Annotated in this window: 18 protein-coding genes and 1 tRNA gene; 15 read left to right on the forward strand and 4 right to left on the reverse strand. The window is 50.0% G+C overall.

Features of this window, described 5'->3' with window-relative positions; genetic code table 11:
- The first annotated feature begins 12 nt into the window (after window positions 1-12).
- Together BLS62_RS22930 and BLS62_RS22935 are read left to right on the forward strand one after the other, a co-directional pair.
- Window positions 13-1,914 carry a type I secretion system permease/ATPase gene (locus tag BLS62_RS22930; protein ID WP_208991044.1) on the forward strand — a complete coding sequence of 634 codons (1,902 nt, stop codon included), beginning with the start codon at window positions 13-15 and terminating at the stop codon, window positions 1,912-1,914.
- A gap of 29 nt (window positions 1,915-1,943) precedes the next feature.
- Window positions 1,944-3,284: an HlyD family type I secretion periplasmic adaptor subunit gene (locus BLS62_RS22935; RefSeq protein WP_093186665.1), complete on the forward strand. Its 1,341-nt coding sequence runs from the start codon at window positions 1,944-1,946 to the stop codon at window positions 3,282-3,284.
- Window positions 3,285-3,450: 166 nt separating this feature from the next.
- On the opposite strand, the gene BLS62_RS22940 is transcribed toward BLS62_RS22935, so the two are convergent.
- From BLS62_RS22940 to mnmA, 3 genes are all read right to left on the reverse strand, one after another.
- The gene (locus tag BLS62_RS22940) at window positions 3,451-4,719 is read right to left on the reverse strand and encodes a COG3904 family protein (RefSeq protein WP_143521590.1); all 1,269 of its coding nucleotides are present in this window, start codon (window positions 4,717-4,719) and stop codon (window positions 3,451-3,453) included.
- 204 nt (window positions 4,720-4,923) lie between these two features.
- Window positions 4,924-5,000 (reverse strand) — tRNA-Met (locus tag BLS62_RS22945).
- A gap of 295 nt (window positions 5,001-5,295) precedes the next feature.
- Window positions 5,296-6,498 carry a tRNA 2-thiouridine(34) synthase MnmA gene (mnmA, locus tag BLS62_RS22950; protein ID WP_093186671.1) on the reverse strand — a complete coding sequence of 401 codons (1,203 nt, stop codon included), beginning with the start codon at window positions 6,496-6,498 and terminating at the stop codon, window positions 5,296-5,298.
- A 463-nt stretch (window positions 6,499-6,961) separates the two neighbouring features.
- On the opposite strand from mnmA, the gene BLS62_RS22955 reads away from it, so the two are divergent.
- From BLS62_RS22955 to BLS62_RS23005, 11 genes are all read left to right on the forward strand, one after another.
- Window positions 6,962-9,346 (forward strand): flagellar hook-length control protein FliK, encoded by a 2,385-nt coding sequence (locus BLS62_RS22955; RefSeq protein ID WP_159436562.1) that lies wholly within the window; start codon window positions 6,962-6,964, stop codon window positions 9,344-9,346.
- A gap of 23 nt (window positions 9,347-9,369) precedes the next feature.
- Window positions 9,370-10,026: a flagellar hook assembly protein FlgD gene (locus tag BLS62_RS22960; RefSeq protein ID WP_093186677.1), complete on the forward strand. Its 657-nt coding sequence runs from the start codon at window positions 9,370-9,372 to the stop codon at window positions 10,024-10,026.
- A 125-nt stretch (window positions 10,027-10,151) separates the two neighbouring features.
- The gene (locus BLS62_RS22965) at window positions 10,152-10,427 is read left to right on the forward strand and encodes a CtrA inhibitor SciP (protein ID WP_093186682.1); all 276 of its coding nucleotides are present in this window, start codon (window positions 10,152-10,154) and stop codon (window positions 10,425-10,427) included.
- A gap of 396 nt (window positions 10,428-10,823) precedes the next feature.
- Complete coding sequence (gene fliF / locus BLS62_RS22970) at window positions 10,824-12,470, forward strand: flagellar basal-body MS-ring/collar protein FliF (protein WP_093189465.1); 1,647 nt, start codon at window positions 10,824-10,826, stop codon at window positions 12,468-12,470.
- A gap of 1 nt (window position 12,471) precedes the next feature.
- A complete protein-coding gene (locus BLS62_RS22975) occupies window positions 12,472-13,536 on the forward strand; it encodes a flagellar motor switch protein FliG (protein WP_093186685.1) in 1,065 nt (354 codons plus the stop codon).
- Window positions 13,537-13,572: 36 nt separating this feature from the next.
- Window positions 13,573-14,253, forward strand: coding sequence for a FliH/SctL family protein (locus BLS62_RS22980; RefSeq protein WP_208991045.1), 681 nt, complete (start codon window positions 13,573-13,575; stop codon window positions 14,251-14,253).
- Between the two features lie 65 nt (window positions 14,254-14,318).
- The gene (fliN, locus tag BLS62_RS22985; protein WP_093186694.1) at window positions 14,319-14,657 is read left to right on the forward strand and encodes a flagellar motor switch protein FliN; all 339 of its coding nucleotides are present in this window, start codon (window positions 14,319-14,321) and stop codon (window positions 14,655-14,657) included.
- 31 nt (window positions 14,658-14,688) lie between these two features.
- Complete coding sequence (locus tag BLS62_RS22990) at window positions 14,689-16,062, forward strand: sigma-54-dependent transcriptional regulator FlbD (RefSeq protein WP_093186698.1); 1,374 nt, start codon at window positions 14,689-14,691, stop codon at window positions 16,060-16,062.
- A gap of 17 nt (window positions 16,063-16,079) precedes the next feature.
- Window positions 16,080-18,254 carry a flagellar biosynthesis protein FlhA gene (gene flhA, locus BLS62_RS22995; protein WP_093186702.1) on the forward strand — a complete coding sequence of 725 codons (2,175 nt, stop codon included), beginning with the start codon at window positions 16,080-16,082 and terminating at the stop codon, window positions 18,252-18,254.
- Between the two features lie 99 nt (window positions 18,255-18,353).
- The gene (locus tag BLS62_RS23000) at window positions 18,354-18,965 is read left to right on the forward strand and encodes a GNAT family N-acetyltransferase (protein WP_093186707.1); all 612 of its coding nucleotides are present in this window, start codon (window positions 18,354-18,356) and stop codon (window positions 18,963-18,965) included.
- A gap of 299 nt (window positions 18,966-19,264) precedes the next feature.
- Window positions 19,265-19,894 carry a hypothetical protein gene (locus BLS62_RS23005; RefSeq protein WP_093186711.1) on the forward strand — a complete coding sequence of 210 codons (630 nt, stop codon included), beginning with the start codon at window positions 19,265-19,267 and terminating at the stop codon, window positions 19,892-19,894.
- A 43-nt stretch (window positions 19,895-19,937) separates the two neighbouring features.
- On the opposite strand, the gene BLS62_RS23010 is transcribed toward BLS62_RS23005, so the two are convergent.
- Window positions 19,938-20,873: a metallophosphoesterase family protein gene (locus BLS62_RS23010; RefSeq protein WP_093186714.1), complete on the reverse strand. Its 936-nt coding sequence runs from the start codon at window positions 20,871-20,873 to the stop codon at window positions 19,938-19,940.
- 460 nt (window positions 20,874-21,333) lie between these two features.
- Between BLS62_RS23010 and BLS62_RS23015 the strand changes: the two genes are divergently transcribed.
- The gene (locus BLS62_RS23015) at window positions 21,334-21,804 is read left to right on the forward strand and encodes an NUDIX domain-containing protein (RefSeq protein ID WP_200798564.1); all 471 of its coding nucleotides are present in this window, start codon (window positions 21,334-21,336) and stop codon (window positions 21,802-21,804) included.
- Window positions 21,805-22,127: 323 nt separating this feature from the next.
- Window positions 22,128-22,703, forward strand: a complete 576-nt coding sequence (locus tag BLS62_RS23020) for a GNAT family N-acetyltransferase (protein ID WP_093186718.1) — start codon at window positions 22,128-22,130, stop codon at window positions 22,701-22,703.
- Window positions 22,704-22,719 lie beyond the last annotated feature (16 nt).

The raw sequence follows: 22,719 nt of genomic DNA on the forward strand, positions 1-22,719 counted from the left end.
TAGAGAGAATAGATGTTTAAATTTCGTCTAGCCAATAAGAGAAGCGACCAGAAATCTCGGCAAATAACTAGAGTGTTGTTGGCGAAAGATGCACTACAGGGGCGTCTGAAAGGTGAGTGGTTCACCAAACAAATTGGAAGATTTACGCCAAAGAAAAATGATGGTCCTAATGAGGATATCGATTTCCGTAGGTTGATGCAGAATGGGCTTGGGCAGGCGAAGTTAAACCTGATGTTTGTTGGCTTTTTTTCCTTTTGTGCCAGCCTTCTCATTTTATCGGTACCGATTTATTTATTCCAGATTTCCGACCGTGTTCTCACAAGCAGAAGTATTGATACGCTCGTCATGTTGACCACTATTGTGATTGGCTTGGTCCTTGCTCATGTCCTGTTGGATATGTTTCGGCGCTTCATGCTGATGCGTGTTGCTGTTGATGTTGAAACGCGCCTTGGCGGACCGGTTTTAAGTGCTGCGGCTCGCGCATCCCACAACGGAAGTAGTCAGGAGTTTCAAGCGCTTTCAGATTTACAACAGCTGCGTAGTTTTTTGACTGGCTCGGTTCTGCTGACCATGATGGATGCTCCGGTCGCTCCAATTTATCTTCTGGTTGTTTATTTGGTACATCCTCATTTGGGGCTGATCGTCACCACTACAATTTTGCTGTTGCTGGTCTTGGCTCGTGTGAACCAAAAACTGACCGCTATTCCATTTGCAAAAGCAAACGCCTTTTCTTCGCGTGCCAATTTGCAGGCGGAAGCTATGGCCAGAAATGCGCAGGTCATGAATGCCATGGGTATGATCCCCGAGGGGGTTATCATTTGGGGCAAGGAGACTGCGGAATCTCTGAAGGCGCAGATCATTGGTCAGGACCGGAATGTCCTGATTTCCGCGGCGTCAAAGTTCATTCGCCTTTCCACGCAAATCACCATGCTGGGGTGGGGCGCTTGGCTTGCGCTTTCCAATGAAATTACTGGCGGCATGATTATCGCTGCCTCGATTATTGGCGGGCGTGCTTTGGCTCCTGTTGAAGGTATTATTGATGGGTGGAAAAGCTATGTCGGCGCCAAAAGTGCTTATGCGCGCATATACAAGCTGCTGCACACGTCTCCACTCAATGTGCATAGGCTGAGACTGCCTAACCCAATTGGGCGGTTGAGTGTTGAGCGCTTGTTGTACGTTCCACCGCCAAACAAGCGGGTTATCTTAAACGGTGTTTCATTTCAGCTGACACCGGGAGACTCCCTAGCCGTAGTTGGCGCATCCGGCTCTGGCAAAAGCACCCTTGGCAAGATGTTGGTTGGTTCCCTTATTCCAACTGCCGGTAACGTCCGTTTGGACATGATGGATTTGAGAAACTGGGACAGTCGGCAGCTTGGCGAGAATATTGGTTACCTACCGCAGGATGTTCAGCTTTTTCCGGGGTCGATTAAAGAGAACATCGCTCGCATGAATAAGGAGGCTAAGGACGATGATGTCTTCAAGGCCGCTCAAATGGCCGATATTCATGAGATGGTTTCGCAATTCTCACAGGGCTATGAAACGCAGGTCGCCATGGATGGAGCGCCTTTGTCCGGCGGGCAGCGTCAACGCATTGGATTGGCGCGTGCGTTCTATAATAGCCCGCGGTTGCTGGTGCTTGATGAGCCCAACTCCAATCTTGACACTACTGGAGAAATTGCGCTGGCGCAGGCACTGGAGCACGCCAAACAAGATGGCATGACGGTTATTGCCATAACTCAGCGGCCAGCTCTGCTGCGGTGCGTTGATAAAATCATGATGTTGAAAGACGGAACCGTGTCTGCGTTTGGCAGCCGGGATGAGGTGATGCCGTTGATTACCGGGAAGCGACCGGAGCTGACACGCCGCCCGACTGTTGCGGGGCAAAACATGCCCGTGGCTCAGCCTGCTGAATAGATTCTATCCATTATTGTTTGGTGATTTTAATGTCTACAAGAGCGCTTGTCCTTGATGGAAGCTGGTATGAGGATGTGCCCCGCACAACTCGTGCTCCTATATTGGCTAGCTTTGTAATTGTTGCCCTGACCTTTGTTGGGTTCGGCTATTGGGCTTCCAGTGCGCCTATGGCCGGCGCTATCGTAGCATCTGGGTCTTTTGTGGCCACTGGTCAGAATAAGATCGTACAGCATTTTGAAGGCGGTATTATCAAAGAGATCCTCGTCAAAGAAGGGGATGTTGTTTCTGCTGGTGATGTATTGGTTAAGCTGGATGAAACCGCAGCAGAAGCAAATCTTGAACGGTTAACGATCCGGCAGGCGCGGTTGCAAGCCATTCAGGCCAGATTGTCTCAGGAAGCAAATGGGTTGAAGTCGCTTGAGCTGCCAAAGGATCTTTTGGAAAACTCTGGTGAGGCAAAGATTAAAAGTATCATCCTCAACCAATTGCTCACCTTCAAAGCTCGAATGCGAAAATTACAAAGTGAAATTGACATTCTAACGCAAGGGATTGCAGCGCTTAAGGAGAGGATCAAGGGCGGCAAATCGCAGCTTGTCGCTGTGAAAAGACAGGCGGAGTTGTTTCAGGAAGAATTAGACGCCAAAAATAAAATCCTCAGCAAAGGATTGATCAGAAAATCTGACGTTTTGCGTATTAAGCGATCCTTGGCAAACCTTGGCGGTGAGCAAGGGCGAATTCTTTCTGAGATCGGTGATGCCACAGAACGGATTGCGCGGGCTCGTGCTCAAATAGCCAAGGTGGAAAATGAAGCGTCTCAATCAGCTGTTGGCGAGTTGCAGGTTGTGAACGCAGATCTGGATGATGTTCGTGAGCAAATTCGTGCCGCAAAAGATGTCTTGAAGCGCGTGGAGATTCTCGCGCCCGTTCGAGGGATTGTGGTGCGTATGCGATATCACACTGCTGGTGGTGTCGTTGAAAGTGGGAAGGATCTCATGGAGATATTGCCGTTGCAGGATGAACTCATCATCGAAGCTTCGATCCAGCCCACTGAAATCGACAATGTGAAGAAAGGGCAAAAAGCGATGGTTCGATTAACTGCTCTGAACCAGCGTATTACGCCCATGCTTGATGCCAAGGTGATTTACGTGTCGGCGGATGCTCTCTCAAGTGATAACCCCATGGGACCCGCTGGAGATGTATATAAGGCTCATATACAGTTAGATCGTGAGAAGATGCCGAGTTATCTGAATTTCAAGGCAACGCCTGGCATGCCTGCGGAGGTCTATATAACAACGAGAGACCGGACCTTCTTCGACTACTTGATGGAACCTGTGCGAGACAGCATGTCGAGAGCCTTCAGAGAGCCATAAGTGACTGTTGAAGGATGCCTGCTGAAGTCTTCGGGTAAATGATCCAACAGAGTTGCTTATGAGCCTGATTGTCTAAACAGTGTGGTAGCGAGAGAGGGACTTGAACCTCCGACACGCGGATTATGATCTTGATGGAAATTGTTGATTTTTATGAGGTCTAGCTGCCTTATCGATACGATTGATACGTACATTTGTGCCATTGATGCTGATAGCCATATTCATTTTTCTTACCGTAGCACCAATCGATGAGACTGAGCTTATCTTCCAGTATTTCCCGACGGATGCACGCAGCTTCGGTTGCCGGTTCGTCTCCGATACCTCCCCTGCAAGCGCCATTCTCCTCATGCCATTGTTCAATGACTGATACCGGTTTGGTTGCCTTTCTGTCTCGCTTCAAAACAGTGCTGTTTTCTGAAGAAATAAGGCCAGTTTGGGGATTCCATGTAAACTGGACGGACGCGGCTCCAGATGCATGCTTCTTGCGGCTAGGGCTATACGCGTACCAGTCCATTATTGTACTAATCTCGCAGTTGGCTGCACAAGTGATGGTCTGTGAGCCATATCTCGGGCTGTAGATCCTAATAGGCCAGCGGTCAGTAAAATGGGCTTTCTCGTCAAATACGTCGTTAGCGGTTCTCACTGTGCCATAGTAGTTTACGTTGTTTGAATAGGCGCCGCGGACAAAACGAAGAGCGCTCGTGTTCTCGGATGACCATTTATCAAACAAATTTTGCATGAATGCCCAAGCCAACTCTTCACCTTTGGGTGAACGTTGGGGTGCGGATGCAATCGGAGTAATTGGCAAACTTAGCACCGGCAGTGATGAACGTGGTTCAGATCCAACAGTGGTAATGTTGAATGCGGCCATCTCCTTTTTTGTCAGATATCGGATATCATCAGCTGCAATTGCCAGGCTCAGTTTGAGTAGCTCTGGATCGACGCCCATTTCGATCAAATAGATGATGATCTGTGAGGTTAGCACCTGTACAGATGCGACAGCCGTTTGGCTATCTATGTCTACGTTCCTTGAATACGAGGACTGATGGACACCAATTGATCCTGGTTCCGCATATCGGGAAACACCACCAATAAATGCAAGCGAACATGCTGAGGCGCATTCGAATGAGCGCAACTGTATAGTATTCATCTGGAGGGAACGTATGAGTGTACCGTATTCAAGTGCTTTCGTGATGTTCCCACCGGGAGAGTTGAAAATGATTGTGTCAACATTCAACGTCTGCACAACTGATCTAAGCTGTCCAATATCGTCATTTCTTTCGAAACTTCCGGATAGCATCAGGGCTATTTTGCTCTCAGAGATTGAGATTGGTGTAATCTCAATTTTGGCGTTAGCAACCAGTGTAGAGAACAGAAGTAGCAAACATGAAATGCTTGCGAGAACAGATGTCCTCAAATACTTTTTTACTAACTTCATGAGTGCGACCAATTCGATAAAGAGCAATTATGTAAAATTAGCTAGATTGTTGGTTTGGCTCAATACATAATCTGCAAGAACGTCTGGTAAAATTTCCCTATCATTGCTTGGTAGCGAAGGGCCTTGCAGGTTTAGGGGTGATGCACGATAACAAAAAAGGCACCTTCCGGTGCCTTGTCGTCTCAATCTTCGTTAGAAGAGAGATGGTAGCGAGAGAGGGACTTGAACCCCCGACACGCGGATTATGATTCCGCTGCTCTAACCAACTGAGCTACCCCGCCATACGGTACGCTATGTTGCGGTGGTGACCGCCGCGCCGTGAGATGGGGGTATAAGGGTCTTGCCTTGTGTCGTCAAGCCTTCTCATTTAAGTTTTGTGGAAATCTCCAGAACTGTGAAAAACTGCGTGAAAACCACGGGTTATTCCGTGGTTTGGCATCAATATGTTGATTTGAGTCACCTCCAAAAGTGAGGGGTATTCCTAGTGTTGCTGTCGACATTTTAAACTGATTTGAAAAAGAAAACCTCGCGAGATCGGAAAGACCTGCGGGGTTTTCGTAAATACATTTGGCGATGTTAGCTGGAGGGGAAGCCAGCTGCTTCCCAGCTTTTACCGAGAAGCCCCTTAAGGGTTTCTTCTGCAGCCTCTTGCTTTTCAGCGCGCTGAATCCAGCCGCCTCCTAAGACACGGGCATCCTGACCTTCTTTATCGAAGAAGACGCAGGCTTGCCCCGGGGCTACGCCCATTTCACCAGCCACCAGTTCTACCTGAATGGTTTCACCGAGCTTGCGGAGAATGGCCTCAATTGGTGGTCGTGTGGACCGAACCTTTGCGTAAACAGTCAGACCTTCCTCTGGTAAATCATCCAGTGTGCCTGAACCGATCCAATTGACTTCGCGCAGAAGCAGGTTGTGTGTTGTAAGAGCTTCCTTCGGACCCACGATCACGCGTTTGCCATCTGCATCCAAATGGACAACATAAAGCGGATCTGCTGAAGAGATGCCAATGCCGCGTCGCTGCCCGATGGTGTAGTGAATTATGCCGTTGTGCGTGCCGAGTACGCGACCATCCATATGGATTATGTCGCCAGGTTCAGCAGCATGGGGGCGAAGCTTGGCAATGACGTCTGTATAACGTCCTTGCGGTACGAAGCAGATATCCTGACTGTCGTGCTTGTCTGCGATCTCTAATTCAAACTCGCGAGCCAAGTCACGAACTTCTGGCTTTGTCATGCCGCCTAGCGGGAAACGCAGAAAATCGAGCTGCTCTTGCGTGGTGGCAAACAGGAAGTAGCTTTGATCGCGACCCAGATCAACTGGACGGAACATGGCAAGCTGGTTGCCACTCATGCCTGTGCGAACATAGTGACCTGTGGCCAGAACGTCAGCGCCCAAATCCTTGGCTGTTGCCAGAAGGTCTTTGAACTTTACAGTCTGGTTGCAAGTTACGCATGGAATTGGAGTTTCGCCGTTGATGTAACTGTCGGCAAAACGCTCAATAACCTGCTCTTTAAAGCGGGATTCGTAATCCAGTACATAATGAGGAATGCCAAGCTTTTCCGCTACACGGCGCGCATCATGGATGTCTTGGCCGGCGCAACAAGCGCCTTTGCGTTGGATGGCCTCACCATGATCGTAAAGCTGCAGCGTGACACCAACGACATCATAACCTTCACGTTTCATCAAGCCAGCAACGACTGATGAATCCACGCCGCCTGACATGGCAACAACCACCCGGGTATCTTCCGGGCGGCCGGGCAGGCCAAGACTGTTTAGCATTCCAAGTACCTCATCCTGTAGGCGCGTTTTTCATTTGAGAGCCATATCTATAATGTCACGAGCAGGTTTCAAGCTTGGGAGACGCTGAAGTCTGCAGTGAAGATTATTTTCTTTTGCTTGCTTGGTGCTTGCTACGCTTTGGCGGTGGCTAAACGCAAGGCTCTCATTGTTTAAACGCTGCACATTCGTACGCTTTGAGCGCGTTTGTTGACGGGAATATACCTAAAACTCAACGGAAGGCCAATGCTTTTGATGAGCGCATTTTGTCTTGCGGGAATTTATTGCCTATTGGAGGGAAAAAACTGATGGGTTGAAGCTCATGAAGAGCGTCTGTGGTTTATGCAAGTATCTGAAATTGAAAGGTTATTATGAGAAATTGATTTGGCCCAATATTTGCTTGTTAGCGCATGGACTATTGAAGCCACTCTCGTTGGTGGTGTGTGCTGCGTTGTTTGAGGAATATATGTCGCAATCTGCTTTGCTGGGTTTATCGGGCTCTGTGCAGCCGCAAACTACTTTTGCCTCTGTTATAGGGCAGAGTGGTAATGCGTTGCTTGGCACTGGTGTGCAAGGTAGCGGCCAGAGTGTGTTCGGCAGCCTTCTGGGCGCAACCTCTGCGGTCTCTCCGTTGGTTTTGCAGGAACTTCCAGATGTGGCTGGTGTTTCCAAAAAGAATGTGAGTGCTGTTCCAGTCCTGAATGCAGACCTGACAACTGAGGTTGCCACATCTGAAAATGGCGAGAATGCAGTTGTCGGATTGGCAGCAAGCTTGCCTGTTGAGGTAGTTTCTGCGCTTTCCAATGCAAACATAACACTGAAAACAGCGCCGCAAACAACTGCTGCTAATCAGATTTCATCTGGAAATGCTGCGCCAGATGTCGTGCTCCAAGGGGTAGTGCAGAATAAGGCCAAGCAATCTTTTGTGCCGGTTCCAACAATTCCTGTTGGTGCGCCAATCTCGAACCTTGCTTCCGATAGATCTGTGGTTCCTCAACCAGATACTGGTCTTGCGGGGGAGGTTGCTGAGCAGATTGATGAAACGTCGGTTCTAAAGGCGGCTCCAGATAGTGTTGCGCCTGTAACTACGACCAACGTCAAGCCTGCTCAATCTTCTGCTTTGCCTCGTGAACTTGTTGATGTTGATAGTCGGCAGGATTTGCCGGAAATTCCTCAGCAATCAAGCACAGGTGTTTCAACTCCTCTCAGTGCTGAGAGCGAGAAAACTGCTTTGGTTTTGCCGAACGTGGGCCGTAAAGAAACTGATCCTGCCGTTCCTCTTGTTCAGCCTACATTCTCAACTGAAACCGAAAATCGGGAGGTTGAGCTTGCAGAACCTGTGGCATTTGTTCGTGCGCCGGAAAAAGCCAGTCTCACTGTTGATGTGCAAATGGCATCCGATGGAAAATCTGAAGTTGTTGATGTAGTCGCAAAAACACAGAATTTGAATGTGCAGCCGGCAGTGCATAATTCGGAAGAGGTGGAGCAGGTTGATGCACCATCTAGGAATGTTGTTGATGCTGGGTTGAAGAAGCAGAGCTCAGAGGCACCTGCTGTGAACCCCGCAACTAATGTCAGCAATGCCGAGGTTACTGCGGAAGTTGGTGGTCAGAAACCGCTCTCGGAGTTGGTTCGCACACCTGATGTTCAAAGCATCGCTGTTGAAGCCAGTAAACCTAAAGGCAATGAAGTTGTAACTGCCGCGCCGATTGCTGCTGCGTTGCGTCCTGTTGCTGATGCAGTGGTTGATGTTCCAGTTTTAGTTAATGAGCAAAGTCTTCAAGTTGAGCAACCAATTGTACGGCGTGCAAATCGACCTCGGGTTGATTTTGTCGGCACTCAAACATCAGTGCAGCAAAGTGCTCGTTTGAGTGATGAGCCGCAATTGCTGTTTCCTAACGTGACGCTAAAAGCTTCTGAGACCGTAGATCAACAGGTGATCAAAACCACGGCTGCGGCCCAAATTACCCCTCCAGTTTCAGGCAGCCCTGTCAAGGTGAGCAATGATGTTGTAGATATTGTTGTCCGTACGACTGCTCCAACGGTTGTTGCACCTCAAGTGCGAGAGCTTGCTAAGGCTGCGCAGGTGTCGCCTGCCGATAGTACTGTAACAGGTGCGTCTTTAGTTGGATTTGAGGAGGTTGAGCAGTCCGTTGCGAGGCAAGTAACCGAGCATACCGGTACAAAGACGCAAACTAAATCAGAAGCGCCTGTAACTGTTCAGGTCAAAGTGGCTTCTGCTCCTGAGCAAGCTAAAACGGAAACATCTATTGGATGGGGCACCGCATTTGGTGGGTTGGAAACTTCTGATCTGAGTGCAGATTGGGAGACGGCAGATTTTGTTGCTGGTTCCACAAGCAGTTCTGAAGTTGCCGCACGTCCAGTATCCACATTGCCGACTTCAACACTCCGCAATGTGGCAAGTTCAGTATGGCCAGAGATCGCGCGTCAGGCCAATGGTGGTGCAACTCGATTTGAAATCCGTCTCGATCCGAAAGAACTCGGCGGCGTTGATGTGTCGCTTGAGTTTAGCAAAGACGGACGTGTTCGCGCTCACTTGATTGTTGAGCGGCCTGAGACGCTTGAACTACTCCAAAGAGACCAACGCGGTTTGGAAAAAGCCCTCCAGGACGCTGGGGTGGATAGCGACAAGAGCTCACTCCAGTTCTCCTTACGCCGTGAAGGCGGAGGATCGCAAAACCGGTTTGAAGAACACCGAGATAACCAGCAAGACGCTTTTGGTGAACCAGAGAATGCTTCAGGGGAGGCATCTTTGACCGACCTAAGTGCTGCTGCGCAACAGAATATAAACAGGTCTTCCAACGCTAGCGGGTTGGATATCTCCGTTTGATGTCGATTACGAGGTAAGTGACAATGACAACAATTAATTCTCTATCGCCTAGCGCTGATACGTCGACATCAGGCACTCAAACTCAGATCAATGCGAATTTTGACTTGTTTATTTCCATGTTGACGACACAGATCCAGAATCAGGATCCGTTGGACCCTATGGATTCGTCGGAATACACGAATCAATTGGTTCAATACTCCATGGTCGAGCAACAAGTTGCGACAACCTCGAAATTAGATGAACAACTGACTCAGTTGAAAACGCAAAGTGCGAGTCAGTTTGTAAACTATATTGGCAAGGAAGTGACTGCGCAGGGAGCCACAACACAGCTTAAAGATGATGCTGCGGCTTGGAATCTCAAGGCTGCCTCTGCAGGGACCGCAACTGTTTCTGTGAAAAATGACGAAGGCGCTGTTATCTATGAGAGAGAGGTTACGCTGGTGGAAGGTGATAACTCATTTGCATGGGATGGCGTCGGCACAAATGGCACAAAACAGGCAGATGGCGCGTATTCTATCGATATTGTCACCAAGGATAAGGATGATGCTCCTTTCGCCGTTCAGACTGAAATTAAGGGCAAGGTCGATGCCATTGATTTTAGCAGCGGGGACGTCATTTTGAAAATGGGCGATGTCGATGTGCCTGTCGGGAATGTCACCGGCGTTAATGGAATTATCTAGTAGTTAATATCCACTGAAATACCCGGTTATGAATCTTACCAAAACATTGATGGGGGCTTAGCCAAATTTTAAGCGCCTTGTTCTATTCTCATCCTCAACTTGGTCATGGTTTGTGTGAGAGTAGAATGACCGAACATATTCGTTCAAGAGTAAAGTACGTTATCGGCCCCGATGGGAGCCCACTAACGATAGCAGATCTTCCTCCTACCTCTACTAAGAGGTGGGTGATTAGAAGAAAAGCTGAAGTTGTTGCCGCTGTACGCGGTGGATTGTTGTCTCTTGATGAGGCATGCAACCGGTACACTTTGACGGTCGAGGAATTTCTGTCTTGGCAGAGCTCGATTGACCGGCATGGGTTAGCTGGATTGCGAGCAACTCGCGTGCAGGATTATCGCAACTGAATCGCTTCAGGCATCTATGGGCAAAATGCCCGGATAGGTTTGAGGTTTTGAAAAGGCCGGCTCTTGTAGCTGGCCTTTTTGTTTTTCCGTCGTTCATTCAATTTTTTGCCCTATAAAACCGAGATCTTAATCAGCAGGGTAATATCTGCCGACTGCCGTGATCTGGATTCACTTGAGTCTTCAACAGTCTAATAAAAGCGGTTTCCTATCTTATTCCACAGAGCTTCTTTGTGGGCAGAATGACTGTTTACGGAAAATTAGGAGTTTATTAACCATTTGTTAACCCTGAGATGGGCAATTTTTACCTATCAGCAAATCGTAGTAATTCACGCCTAATTTTAGGGTGTTGAGAGTATTGCCGGGCCATTTGAATGCTTGAACAACGGGGCGGCGACAGTGAACGGACTCCTTGATTTTCTTAAAGGACTCGGACCAGCGCGACTGGCAGCGATGGGCGCAATGGCTGCCCTGCTGATTGGTCTCTTCGCCTTCATTATTGTCCGTGCGACGGCACCTCAAATGGTTCCGCTGTTCACTGATCTTACCTTGGAAGATGCTGGCGCAATTGTCAGTCAGGTTGAATCTCAAGGCATTACCTATGAACTTGGTTTGAACGGGAGCAGTGTTCTTGTTCCTGAGGAGGACGTTTATCGTCTTCGGATGAGCCTTGCAGAAGCTGGTCTTCCGTCTGGCGGTGGTGTTGGCTACGAGATTTTTGATAAGACTGACACCCTTGGCGCAACCAGTTTTGTACAAAACATCAACCGTCTTCGCGCTCTAGAAGGTGAGCTGTCACGTACAATTCGCAGCATTAGTCGTATTGTCTCAGCGCGTGTTCATCTTGTTCTCCCTGAGAAGCAGTTGTTTCAGCGTGATAAAGAACCCCCGACAGCCTCTATTACTATTAAGGCTCAAGGTACGTTGACGAATGGCCAAATTCGAGCAATTCAGCATTTGGTCGCAACTGCAGTTGAAGGCCTTGAGCCTTCGTATGTTGCTATCGTCGATGAGCGCGGCAGTTTGCTTGCCAGCGGAACCGGCGATAAAGAAGGGCTTGTTGGAGGCTCTTCGCTAGACGAACGTCGTTTGACTATGGAGGCTCGCCTGCGGCAACAGGTAGAGGAAATCCTCAACAACGTCGTTGGTGCAGGTCGGGCGCGCGTACGGGTCGCAGCCGAGATCAACTTCAACCGCAAAACTGAAACGCAGGAGCTTTTCGATCCTGACGGGCAGGTTTTGCGCTCCTCACAGAGCAAGGAAGAAAATGCTTCTTCAGCAAATACCGAGGATACGGTTTCTGTTGCAAATCAGTTACCAAACGCTGCTGCCAATAATGGAACTGCCGGCACCAAGGAAAATTCGAATATTTCCGAAGAGATTTTGAACTACGAAATCTCCAAGAGCACTGTGACCGAAGTGTATGAGGCTGGCGGGCTTGAGCGCTTGTCTGTCGCTGTTTTGGTAGATGGCACATACATAACAAACGAGGATGGTACTCAGGCTTATCAAGCTCGCACTAAAGAAGATCTGGAGCAGATCGCGACGTTAGTTCGTACGGCCGTTGGTTTTAACAAGCGTCGTGGTGACACTGTAGAAATTGTAAATATGCGGTTCGTGGAAGCTCCGGTTCAAGACCTTGGTGATAATGAAGGTGGTTTGTTTGATTTCACCCGCGCTGACATTATGAAACTTGCTGAGCTGGGTGTTTTGCTGGTGATCACCATTTTACTTTTGATCTTTGCAGTATCCCCTTTGATGAAACGCATTTTGGCTAGTGAAGAACGAAAAGATGCGACAGCTGAAAACGGCTATCAGGTTCTTCCTGACGGAACTGTTGTGAGGGATGCCCCTGCTCAGATTGAAGGTATCGTTGGAGAGATGGAAGGGGTCCCATCAGAAATTCCAACGGCTGAATGGATTGAGGACGCTAAAAACCAGGCTGCTCTCCATCAAAGTTCGATTAAACAAATCAGTGAAATGATTGATGAATCTCCTAGTGAAGCCGTGAATATTGTTCGCGGTTGGCTGAACGAGGCTGCATAGGATGAGCGACGAAGTTTCAAGCCAAGATCAAAACCAACAAGGTCTTTCTATTAATACTGAGATAGCTGAGAGAGAACTGGGGGGTGCAGAACGGGCCGCAGTTCTCCTTCTTGCGCTCGGTCAGGAATATGGCAAGGCAATTTGGGATGGTTTGGACGAGATTGAAGTCCGGCAAGTCTCAAGTGCAATGGCGAGTTTGGGTCCGGTGACGCCAAGCATGTTGGAAGAGCTGTTTGTTGATTTCCTGAAGCGTCTTTCCACACGTGGCGCGTTGAACGGAAATGTGGATGTAACAGAACGGTTGTTGAGCTCATTTTTGTCAGACGATCGCGTCTCCATTATTATGGAAGAGATCCGCGGTCCGGCTGGTCGTAACATGTGGGAAAAGCTATCTAACGTTCCCGAAAATGTGCTGGCCAACTACTTGAAGAATGAATACCCGCAGACGATTGCTGTTGTACTTTCCAAGATCCAAAGCGATCATGCTGCGCGCGTTTTGTCGTTGCTTAATGAAGAGCTTTCTCTGGATGTGGTGAACCGCATGTTGCGGATGGAATCCATTCAGAAAGATATTCTTGAGAAGGTTGAGCAGACCTTGCGCGTTGAGTTTATGTCCAATCTGTCTCAGACCAGCCGTCGGGATAGTCATGAGATGATGGCAGATATCTTCAACAACTTCGACCGGCAGACTGAGGGGCGTTTTCTTGCCGCTCTTGAAGAAGATAGTCGTGAGTCCGCAGAGCGTATTCGCAACCTGATGTTTACGTTTGAGGATTTGCTCAAGCTGGATTCAGGTGCATGTCAGACATTGCTTCGGAACGTGGAGAAAGATCAGTTGGCGATGGCGCTGAAAGGTGCCTCTGATACCGCTGTTGCTTTCTTTACAGCCAACATGTCCTCCCGCGCAGGGAAAATGCTGCAGGAAGATATGGACAATATGGGCCCGGTTCGGTTGCATGATGTTGATGAAGCGCAGAACGGCCTGGTTCTTAAAACGAAAGATCTGGCTGCTTCTGGTGAGATCACCATTAATAGGAAAAAGGGAGAAGACGAATTTGTCTACTAATCCTCCCTTTTCTCAGACCTTCTTGGAGGCATGCTGATGGTTACAGTTATGCCTCAAGGTGCCGTGCGCCAACGTTTCATGTTCAATACTAAATCAATTGATGAACTTGAAGGTGCCGCGATTGTTGAGGATGTGCCGCCGCCGGAACCAACTATGACGGTTTCTGAGCATCGGCAGCTTTTAAAGGCTGCGGAAGACGCGGCTTTTATCCGAGGGGAATTGCAAGCACGGCAGGGGATTGCTGAGCAACAGAAGGCAAGTGCGCAGGATGAACTTGTTGTGTTGCGTGAAAGTCTGGAAGCTGCGCTGGGTGAGATTGAGAAACAGTTGCGTGCTCAGGAACGTAATCTGGTTTCCATGTGTTTTATGATTGCGCGCCGGCTTTGCGCTCATCTGCTCGCCAGAGAACCTCTTGCTGAAGTTGTTGCTCTCCTTTCTGAATGTCTCGCACCTCTTCGGAAAATACCGCAGATCCTAATTGAAGTGCCTGCGAAAGACAGCTGCGCTCTTGAAGGTATGGTCGAGCAACTCGTCATGAACAACAGCTTTGAAGGCAAAATTCATGTGTTGAGATCAGAGACTATGTCTCGCGGTGATTGCAGGATCGAATGGCCAGAAGGCGGACTTATTCGTGATCGCCGGAAGACAGTTGAACATATTGAAGAAGTTATCCAATCTCACTTTGATGCACGGGATCGTGCGAGCAAAACTGAGTAGAAAATCAGGCTTGCTGCCTATGAATGCACATAGTTACGGCGGATGCCGGTTCTGAAAGGTTTACGATGAGTGGTGATGAAAAAGAGATGGTTCTAGACCAACACAGAAGTACTCAGCGCGCTGGGGACTCCGGTGGAAATGGTGAAGGCGGCCTCAAAGTCGCTGCCGATCTTGAAGCTGTTTTTGACGTGCCTGTTCAGCTGTCTGCCGTGTTGGGACATACCAAAATGAAGGTGTCTGATCTTTTACATCTGGACACCGGTATTGTGATGGAACTTGACCGTAAGGTCGGTGAGGCCATTGATGTCTACGTGAATAATAGGCTTATCGCTCGCGGCGAAGTGGTGCTGGTGGAAGATAAGCTTGGCGTTACCATGACCGAAATCATCAAGACTGATCGATGATTGGCATGGGGCGTACTAGAAAGGAACTGACATGCGGCTCTTGATCGTCGGCACACTTGGTGGGCAGCTGACCGTTGCTACCAAGATCGCGATGGATCGTGGTGCGTCCGTTACTCATGCCGCCGGGGTTACAGAAGCGATGAAAGTCTTGCGCTCCGGGCAGGGCGCAGACCTTCTTATGGTGGATGTAAACGAAGACATTGGCCAGCTTGTGGAGACCATCGAGCGGGAGCGCATTCATGTTCCGTTGGTGGCGTGTGGTTTAGGTACCGACGCGCGTGCGGCCGTTTCGGCTATTCGGGCAGGCGCGAAGGAATATATCCCGCTGCCACCGGATCCAGAGCTGATTGCTGCTGTGCTGGCTGCTGTAACCAACGAGCGGGAAGATCTGATCTACCGTGATGCAGCGATGGCCAGTGTTATTAAGCTTGCGGAACAAGTAGCGCCTTCTGATGCATCTGTTTTGATTACGGGTGAATCTGGTAGTGGTAAGGAAGTCATCTCCCGCTTCCTGCACAGTAAATCTAACCGTGCGAAAAAACCGTTTATCTCCATCAACTGTGCAGCGATCCCTGAGCATCTTCTGGAATCTGAACTGTTTGGCCATGAGAAGGGCGCATTTACGGGGGCCGTTGCGCGGCGTATCGGCAAGTTTGAAGAAGCCAACAGCGGCACGTTGATGCTGGATGAAATCTCGGAGATGGATGTTCGGTTGCAGGCAAAACTGCTGCGTGCCGTTCAGGAGCGGGTGATTGATCGCGTTGGCGGCAGTCGCCCTGTCCCCGTTGATATTCGTATCATTGCGACGTCCAACCGTGATCTGGCGGAGGCAGTACGGAGTGGAACATTCCGCGAGGATTTGCTGTATCGCCTGAATGTTGTGAACCTGAAGCTTCCTGCGCTCAGGGAGCGGCCTGCTGATATTCTGGAGTTGGCAAACCACTTCATCGAGATTTACGCAAAAGCCAATGGCGTAAAGCCCTTGCCAGTGTCTCAGGAAGGTCGCCAGCTTTTGTTGGCTAACCCGTGGAAGGGCAACGTGCGTGAGCTGGAAAACACCATGCACCGCGCTGTTTTGCTTTCCTCTGGTGGTGAAATTGATGCTGAGGCGATCCGTATGCCGGATGGATCTCCGATTGCAGTAGGCGCCAGTCAGCAAACAGCGGCTCGTGCTGCTTATGCGGCGGAGGCAGCTTCTCGTACTATGGTTGGCCGTACGGTCGCTGATGTGGAGCGTGACCTTATCCTGGATACGCTGGACCATTGCCTTGGCAACCGGACCCATGCAGCAAAGATCCTTGGGATTTCCATTCGTACATTGCGCAATAAGCTGAATCTTTACACCAAAGATGGTGTTGAAGTTGCTGGCCCCGGTGATGTGCGTACCAGCACCGCTGAAGTTTAAGAGCAGGCGGAACCGGGATGGCTGAGGAACCAACTACTCGAGGCAAACAAGGTGGGGCAGATGCGTCCCCCTCTGCCAAGGGTGTGCTCGGCCTTGGACCTCCGGGGAGTAACTCCTTTTTTCAAGATCTCTGGGGTGCTCTTAAGCAGGGTGACCTAGGACTTGCTGCCGGTGTGATGGTCATCCTTGTGATGCTCATTGTGCCTATGCCAGCCCTTTTGCTCGATATGTTCCTCGCTATTTCAATCATCTTCTCGGTTATGATTTTGATGGTTGGCTTGTTCATTCAAAAGCCGCTGGAATTCTCCTCTTTTCCTACTGTTTTGTTGATTGCCACCATGCTTCGGCTGTCGTTGAATATGGCATCTACCCGTTTGATTTTGGCGAACGGGCACAATGGCGGAGATGCTGCCGGGCACGTTATTGAAGCGTTTGGCAGTTTTGTAATGGGTGGTAATTTCGTTATCGGAATTATTGTCTTCTCGATCCTAGTGATTGTGAATTTCATCGTTATTACAAAAGGTTCTGGTCGTATCGCAGAGGTCGCGGCGCGTTTTACACTGGATGCAATGCCCGGTAAACAGATGGCAGTTGATGCCGATCTGGGTGCTGGTTTGATTGATGAGGAGACGGCACGGACCCGCCGTAAAGAGCTTGAATCTGAATCAACCTTCTTCGGGTCGATGGATGGTGCCTCCAAATTTGTGCGTGGTGATGCTGTTGCAGGTTTGATGATTACGTTCATCAACGTGATCGGCGGTATTGTTATTGGTGTGATGCAGCAGAACCTGACGTTCTCGCAGGCTGCTGAAAACTATACCTTGCTGACCATTGGTGATGGTCTGGTTTCGCAAATCCCTGCGCTTATCGTCTCAACCGCTGCTGGTATTCTCGTTTCCAAGGCGGGTGTTGAGGGAGCTGCTGATAAAGCTCTGGTGAGGCAGTTTACCGGCTACCCAAAAGCGCTTGGCATGTCCTCGTTTGTTATGGTTGTGCTTTCGTTCTTGCCGGGTATGCCTATGCTGCCGTTTTTGGCACTCGCGGCCGGCGCTGGGTATCTGGCACGCCGGGCCAGCCAGCGACAAGCTGTGGTGAAGGCTGAAGTGGTTGCCGCTGAAGTGGTTGCCGCTGCGCCTGAAGAGCAACAAGAAGCGCCAATCTCTGACAGTTTGAAGATGGACGTGCTGCGCATTGAACTGGGGTATGCGCTGCTGCCGATCATCAATGGCCGGAACAAGCAGGAAACGGATCAAGTTACGGAGCAGATTAAAGCGCTTCGTCGTCAGATCGCGACGGATATGGGCGTGATTATGCCCTCTGTTCGTATCCTTGATAACATCCAGCTTGGTGCAAATGACTACATGATCAAGGTGAAGGAAGTGGACGCCGGTGGCGGCTCTTTATTCCCAAACCAGTTTATGGTGATGGACCCTGCTGGCGGGCAGGTTCGTTTGCCAGGTACGCATACCAGTGAGCCGACCTTTGGGTTGCCTGCGACCTGGGTTGAGGCGCAGTATCGCGAAGAGGCCAATTTGCTTGGCTACACGGTGGTTGATCCTGCGACCGTGATTTCAACCCACCTGACTGAGACCATTAAATCCCATATCTCGGAGTTGATCACGTACGCGAATGTTCAGGTGCTGCTGAAGAAGCTGGATGAAGAGCAATCCAAACTGGTGGAAGATATTGTTCCGGCCCAGATTTCCATCTCGGGCATTCAGCGTGTTTTGCAGGCGCTGCTGGAAGAGCGGATCTCCATCCGTGATCTAGGCACTATTTTGGAAGGTATTGCGGAAGCGATCGGCTCAACTCGTAACCCGAACAGTATTGCTGAACACGTTCGTACACGTCTTGCGCGCCAGATCTGTGCAGCCAACCAAGCGCCCGGTGGGTATCTGCCGCTGATCAGCCTGAGCCCCATTTGGGAATCTGCTTTCCTTGAAAGCATCATTGGCGATGGTGATGACAGACAGTTGGCGATGGCGCCCTCTAAACTGCAAGAGTTTGTGGGGCTGGTTCGTGATGCCTTTGAGATTGCTGCTAATCAGGGGGAAGTGCCTGTTTTGTTGTGTTCAGCGCAGTCTCGCCCGTTTGTGCGCTCCATCATTGAGCGTTTTAGAGCGCATACCTTTGTTATGAGCCAGAATGAAGTTCACCCTCGGGCGCGCCTGAAGACTGTGGCTTCTATCTAGAAACACCCCCTAAATTAACTCAATAGTTTTGAGGGACCAGACAATTGTCTGGCCAAGTCAAATCTCCTATTGAGGTGAGGTCTTTATTGCAGGTGGACCATGACGACTATTCCTCTCAGCCTCGACGGCTACACAGAATTACCTTCTGATAAGATCGCTACTGTTGTGACTTACCTTGAGATGCATAGGAAGCCGCAGGACCGAAAGGTGATTGAGCGACCTGATCTGAGCCTCCACAAAGTAGAGCAGGTGGACCTTGCGGTGTACCGGCACTTGTTTCGGGCAATCGGGGAGCCTTGGTTGTGGTTCGGGCGTCTTGTGATGAGTGATGCGGAGCTTACTCAGGTGCTTCAGGAAGAAACCCGTGATATCTACTTCGCGATGAAAGAAGGTGTGGCTGTTGGCCTTCTTGAGCTGGATTTCTCGTTTGGCGATAATGTTGAACTCGCCTACTTTGGCTTGGTTCCAGACCATATCGGCGGTGGGTCCGGGCGTTGGTTGATGAACCACGCCATTGATCTTGCTTTTGCCAAGCCCGGTATCAAGCGTTTCTTCGTGCATACATGTAATGGGGATAGCCCGCAGGCCCTGCCATTTTACATCACCAGCGGTTTTGCGCCTTACAAACGCGCGATTGAAGTGGCGGATGATCCTCGGTTGATGGGCGTGCTGGATAAGGCAAGCGCTGCTCATATTCCGGTTCTGTTATAACCTCCGTACTTTGCCAGTAGTTATGTTTATTCCCGCAGTTATGGGGATCGTGGCACACACCTTTAGAATTCAGTGGTGGGACCTATGGGGTTTGGAAGGCAGGTTGGGGAAACTGCCCCAAATCGAGACAATTGATGAGGTTTCGTTAGAATTTTATCTGGGATGTGTTAGTTTCTTTTTACTATATCAACGTGATTACCCGTGGAAGACGTGTGCGGGTTGCACCTGATATAATAGGTTGTGTTTAGGTGGTGTGCGGTTGGATCGGGGTTGGCCCAGCCGGATATTCGGGAGCTGCTATGTCAGAGTTACACGACAACGTTGTGCCGCATGAAAAGGTGCGGTCCTTGAGAAATGCCATCCGTAATGTACGCATTGCGGGAATGGAGCGGACAGACGTTGTTGTGGCCCTTCAGGAGAGCGAAAAGGCTCGCCTGGAGATGCTCAGCGAAGAACTGATTGATGTCTTTAAGGAAATTCCTGAGGATGATGATCAGTTTTCCTTCCAGATCGTTCCCGGAACGCAGCCACGCTTATGGATTGATATGACCAGCCATGTGCTTATGGGTCGTGATAAGCACTCCTATCGCTTTGTAAAAGAAACCCGTCTTGGCCGTATGGTGTTGCTGGAAACAGCGGATATTGACGATATGGCCGATTGCATCACTGAATACATTGCTGAACGGATTATTGAGAAAGAACGCACGTTGGAAGCCGACTGGATGCTTAATCGTATTCGCCAGCAGGACGTACCGTTGGGTAAGGGGCTGGATCAGCTGAAGGAGGATGCCGCCGCAAAGGCTGCTCCTAACAAGCACAACAAAGGCCGCGGTCTCTTTATTTTATTTTGCGGTGTGGTAATGGGCGCAGTGATGGGCGCCACCGGGCTGATTGCCTTCGCCCTTTATGCCAACCCGTTTGGTGGTTAGAACCAACTTCAATAAGTTTCACAATATAACAGTCTGAAATTGATCAGGCTGCTTGTCTTAGGCCGGGAATGGTGAGGTCGTGCTGGGCGATATGCTGTACGCCCTTCATTGCGGTCACAAAGCCGCGCTCTTCCATAATGCAGGACCAGCCATCGCCATCTCGTTCAATGCTGAAGAGGTTGTAGCGGGCAGGTGGCTTGTGTCCACCAAGGCCGTTGGAGGCGGAAGGTACACAGATGACAGGTACAGCTCCGTCCGGACCATTTATTTCCATGCGAGTAGCGCGGTGGGTATGTCCGTGCAGGATCAGCTCTGCCCCGCATTTTGCGATGACATTCCTAAACCGGCTGGAACCAACGAGACGTTTGTACCAGGATGTTGCGCTCCGAACTGGCGGGTGATGCAACATGACAACGCGGAAATCTCCACGGCGCTTGGCATGTTCTAGCTGATCTGCCAGCTCGCGGAGTTGGTTGTGGTCTATATGGCCGGTAGCCATAAACGGCCCTGTTGCTTTTGCGGAGGACAAGCCAATAATGGTGATGTTGTCTCGTCTGCGGACAAACGGGAAATGCAGTGCGTTGCCCAATGGGGGCGTTATGCCCAACTCAGGGTCACTCTGCATATACGGGCGCCAGGCACTATAAGCCTGCTTGAGCGCTCCGGGCACATAAGCATCATGATTGCCGGGTGTCAGTGAAACCTTCTTTGGAGATCCCACAGTTGCGAGCCAGTCCTTGGCTCCAGCAACTTCTTTGGGAAGGGCGATGTTGACCAGATCCCCACAGAGCGCAATATGATCAGGCTCGTGCGCATGAATATCGCTAATAAGCGCATTCAAATAGGAGTTGGTCATGGCATGCGCGCGATTGCGCTGCCAATTGATATAGCCCAGCAGACGCTTGGAGAAAAGCTGAACAGGTTGAACGTTCGGCAAAGGACCAAGGTGCGGATCAGATATATGTACAAGCTTAAACATGGCCTGCGCATCATCACCGCATTGGGCATAAGGTCAAGGTAATTTCCTCAAAATCGGCAATTACCCTCAAGCGCCTTTAACAGAACGGCAACGCTGACGTCCAAATTGCCTTAAAGACAGGAGGATGGACGCAATACAGCGGTGTCGTGGTTGTTTTGAGTGTTCACTGCTGGAGTCCAGTGAAAGCGTTTTGTGCGGCGGAAATGTGTGAGAATTGCGGTAAGCATTATATGTTTCTCCTGCGATTCGAGGAACGCGGATAAGATGACTAATATATGTTGGTGATGGGGCCGCCCTGCTTAATTTTTGGGCGAATGCTTAGTATTTGCACTCTTTCTACGCCTATCCTGAGGGTTGTGTAGTGTTTCTTTTGCAGGGGTGCTATGCAATTTTTGCATAGGTGATATTTCAATAATTTACCTATAGGTATCAGCTAGTTAACTTGATTGTGAGGTTGAATTTGGCAAGCTTGAAGACACAATTGATCAATCGAGTGGTCCAATCCGGTGCCCTGTTGACACGTGGAATGACGTTAGGTGTGCGTGTCGCAGCTTTTACAGCTGATAACCGAGTCCTTTTGGTTCGTCATCAATACTTGCCGGGTTGGTACTTTCCCGGCGGTGGCGTCGATACTGGTGAAACACTAGCAGAAGCTGCCCGGAGGGAACTGATGGAAGAAACCGGCTATGGGTGCAAACCTGATGTGGCTCTGCTTTCTATGTACTTTAACCGTGGTGGAACCGGGCGCGATCATGTGGGTTTCTTTAAGGTAGAGCTGACAGAGCAGGATTATGCGTGGAAGCGACCCAAACTGGAAATTGCGGAGGTGCAGTTGTTTGCGCTTGATGCCTTGCCTGAAGGCGTGAGCCCTGCGACGCTGCGTCGGTTGGAAGAATTGGCGGGTCGCGTTGTCCCTGATCCCTATTGGTAGCGGTTTATCAGGGGCCTAAATTGCGGGGCTCTACGCTCTATAGCTACGCATCTGCACCTAGTTTTGGACTTTACGACACAATATTTGCGTGCTAGGTAAAACATCGAAATAATATTTCGTGTGCGCAGCATGCGGCAGACTGAGATTTTTTGGGGACTGGCCTTATGGCAATTTGCTGGGAACAGCGACGACGAATGAACGCGCGGGATTTATTCTCGCGTGGTGCTTCGTGCCGTCCTTCCCCCAGTGTGCTCCCCTTTTCGGTCTAGATGCCGGAGCCGCACGGATCGACGGTCTTCTCCTTCGATTTGTGGTGTACTTAAATGACTTCTTCAACGTGGTTGCTTCGGCAAGAAATCTCCTCAGACTATTTTCAAATTGAGCAGATGCAGGATGAAGCTTTTGGCCCTGCGCGGTTTGAACGAACTGCCTTCAAAATCAGAGATGGTGTGAAGCAGGAAACTAGCCTGTGCCTCGTTGGTGAGCTGGATGGCAAGATTGCCGGTTCCGTGAAGCTGACCCCGATTGTGATCGGGGATAGCCCGTCCATGTTGCTTGGACCGTTGACTGTTCACTCTGCCTTCAAGGGCATGGGGCTTGGCGGATTATTGCTGCAAACCGTGGCTGCAAAGGCCAAAGAGCAGGGCGTGCAATCCATTTTGCTTGTTGGAGACCATCCGTATTACGGCCCGCATGGATACGAGCAGATTGCCCATGGGCATATCACCTTGCCCGGACCTGTTGATCTGGACCGGTTGCTGGTGTTGATGCTTGGCAAGGGGCCTGTACCGCAAGGAGCGGTTGTTGGTGGGTACAGAAAGCCTGCGCTTGTTGCCATGAAGCGAGAAGACGGATTGTTTCACGATATGCAGGAGCCGACTGCTGCGCTGGCACCTTGATACTCGTTGCGCAACG

It is taken from the genome of Pseudovibrio sp. Tun.PSC04-5.I4 (genome assembly GCF_900104145.1).
Lineage (GTDB): Bacteria > Pseudomonadota > Alphaproteobacteria > Rhizobiales > Stappiaceae > Pseudovibrio.

What these genes read in the sequence shown, in the direction of transcription:
- BLS62_RS22930 (WP_208991044.1), top strand. Translation starts at nt 13, where the DNA reads ATGTTTAAATTTCGTCTAGCCAATAAGAGAAGCGACCAGAAATCTCGG.
- BLS62_RS22935 (WP_093186665.1), top strand. Translation starts at nt 1,944, where the DNA reads ATGTCTACAAGAGCGCTTGTCCTTGATGGAAGCTGGTATGAGGATGTG.
- BLS62_RS22940 (WP_143521590.1), bottom strand. Translation starts at nt 4,719, where the DNA reads ATGAAGTTAGTAAAAAAGTATTTGAGGACATCTGTTCTCGCAAGCATT.
- mnmA (WP_093186671.1), bottom strand. Translation starts at nt 6,498, where the DNA reads ATGCTAAACAGTCTTGGCCTGCCCGGCCGCCCGGAAGATACCCGGGTG.
- BLS62_RS22955 (WP_159436562.1), top strand. Translation starts at nt 6,962, where the DNA reads ATGTCGCAATCTGCTTTGCTGGGTTTATCGGGCTCTGTGCAGCCGCAA.
- BLS62_RS22960 (WP_093186677.1), top strand. Translation starts at nt 9,370, where the DNA reads ATGACAACAATTAATTCTCTATCGCCTAGCGCTGATACGTCGACATCA.
- BLS62_RS22965 (WP_093186682.1), top strand. Translation starts at nt 10,152, where the DNA reads ATGACCGAACATATTCGTTCAAGAGTAAAGTACGTTATCGGCCCCGAT.
- BLS62_RS22975 (WP_093186685.1), top strand. Translation starts at nt 12,472, where the DNA reads ATGAGCGACGAAGTTTCAAGCCAAGATCAAAACCAACAAGGTCTTTCT.
- BLS62_RS22980 (WP_208991045.1), top strand. Translation starts at nt 13,573, where the DNA reads ATGGTTACAGTTATGCCTCAAGGTGCCGTGCGCCAACGTTTCATGTTC.
- fliN (WP_093186694.1), top strand. Translation starts at nt 14,319, where the DNA reads ATGAGTGGTGATGAAAAAGAGATGGTTCTAGACCAACACAGAAGTACT.
- BLS62_RS22990 (WP_093186698.1), top strand. Translation starts at nt 14,689, where the DNA reads ATGCGGCTCTTGATCGTCGGCACACTTGGTGGGCAGCTGACCGTTGCT.
- flhA (WP_093186702.1), top strand. Translation starts at nt 16,080, where the DNA reads ATGGCTGAGGAACCAACTACTCGAGGCAAACAAGGTGGGGCAGATGCG.
- BLS62_RS23000 (WP_093186707.1), top strand. Translation starts at nt 18,354, where the DNA reads ATGACGACTATTCCTCTCAGCCTCGACGGCTACACAGAATTACCTTCT.
- BLS62_RS23005 (WP_093186711.1), top strand. Translation starts at nt 19,265, where the DNA reads ATGTCAGAGTTACACGACAACGTTGTGCCGCATGAAAAGGTGCGGTCC.
- BLS62_RS23010 (WP_093186714.1), bottom strand. Translation starts at nt 20,873, where the DNA reads ATGTTTAAGCTTGTACATATATCTGATCCGCACCTTGGTCCTTTGCCG.
- BLS62_RS23020 (WP_093186718.1), top strand. Translation starts at nt 22,128, where the DNA reads ATGACTTCTTCAACGTGGTTGCTTCGGCAAGAAATCTCCTCAGACTAT.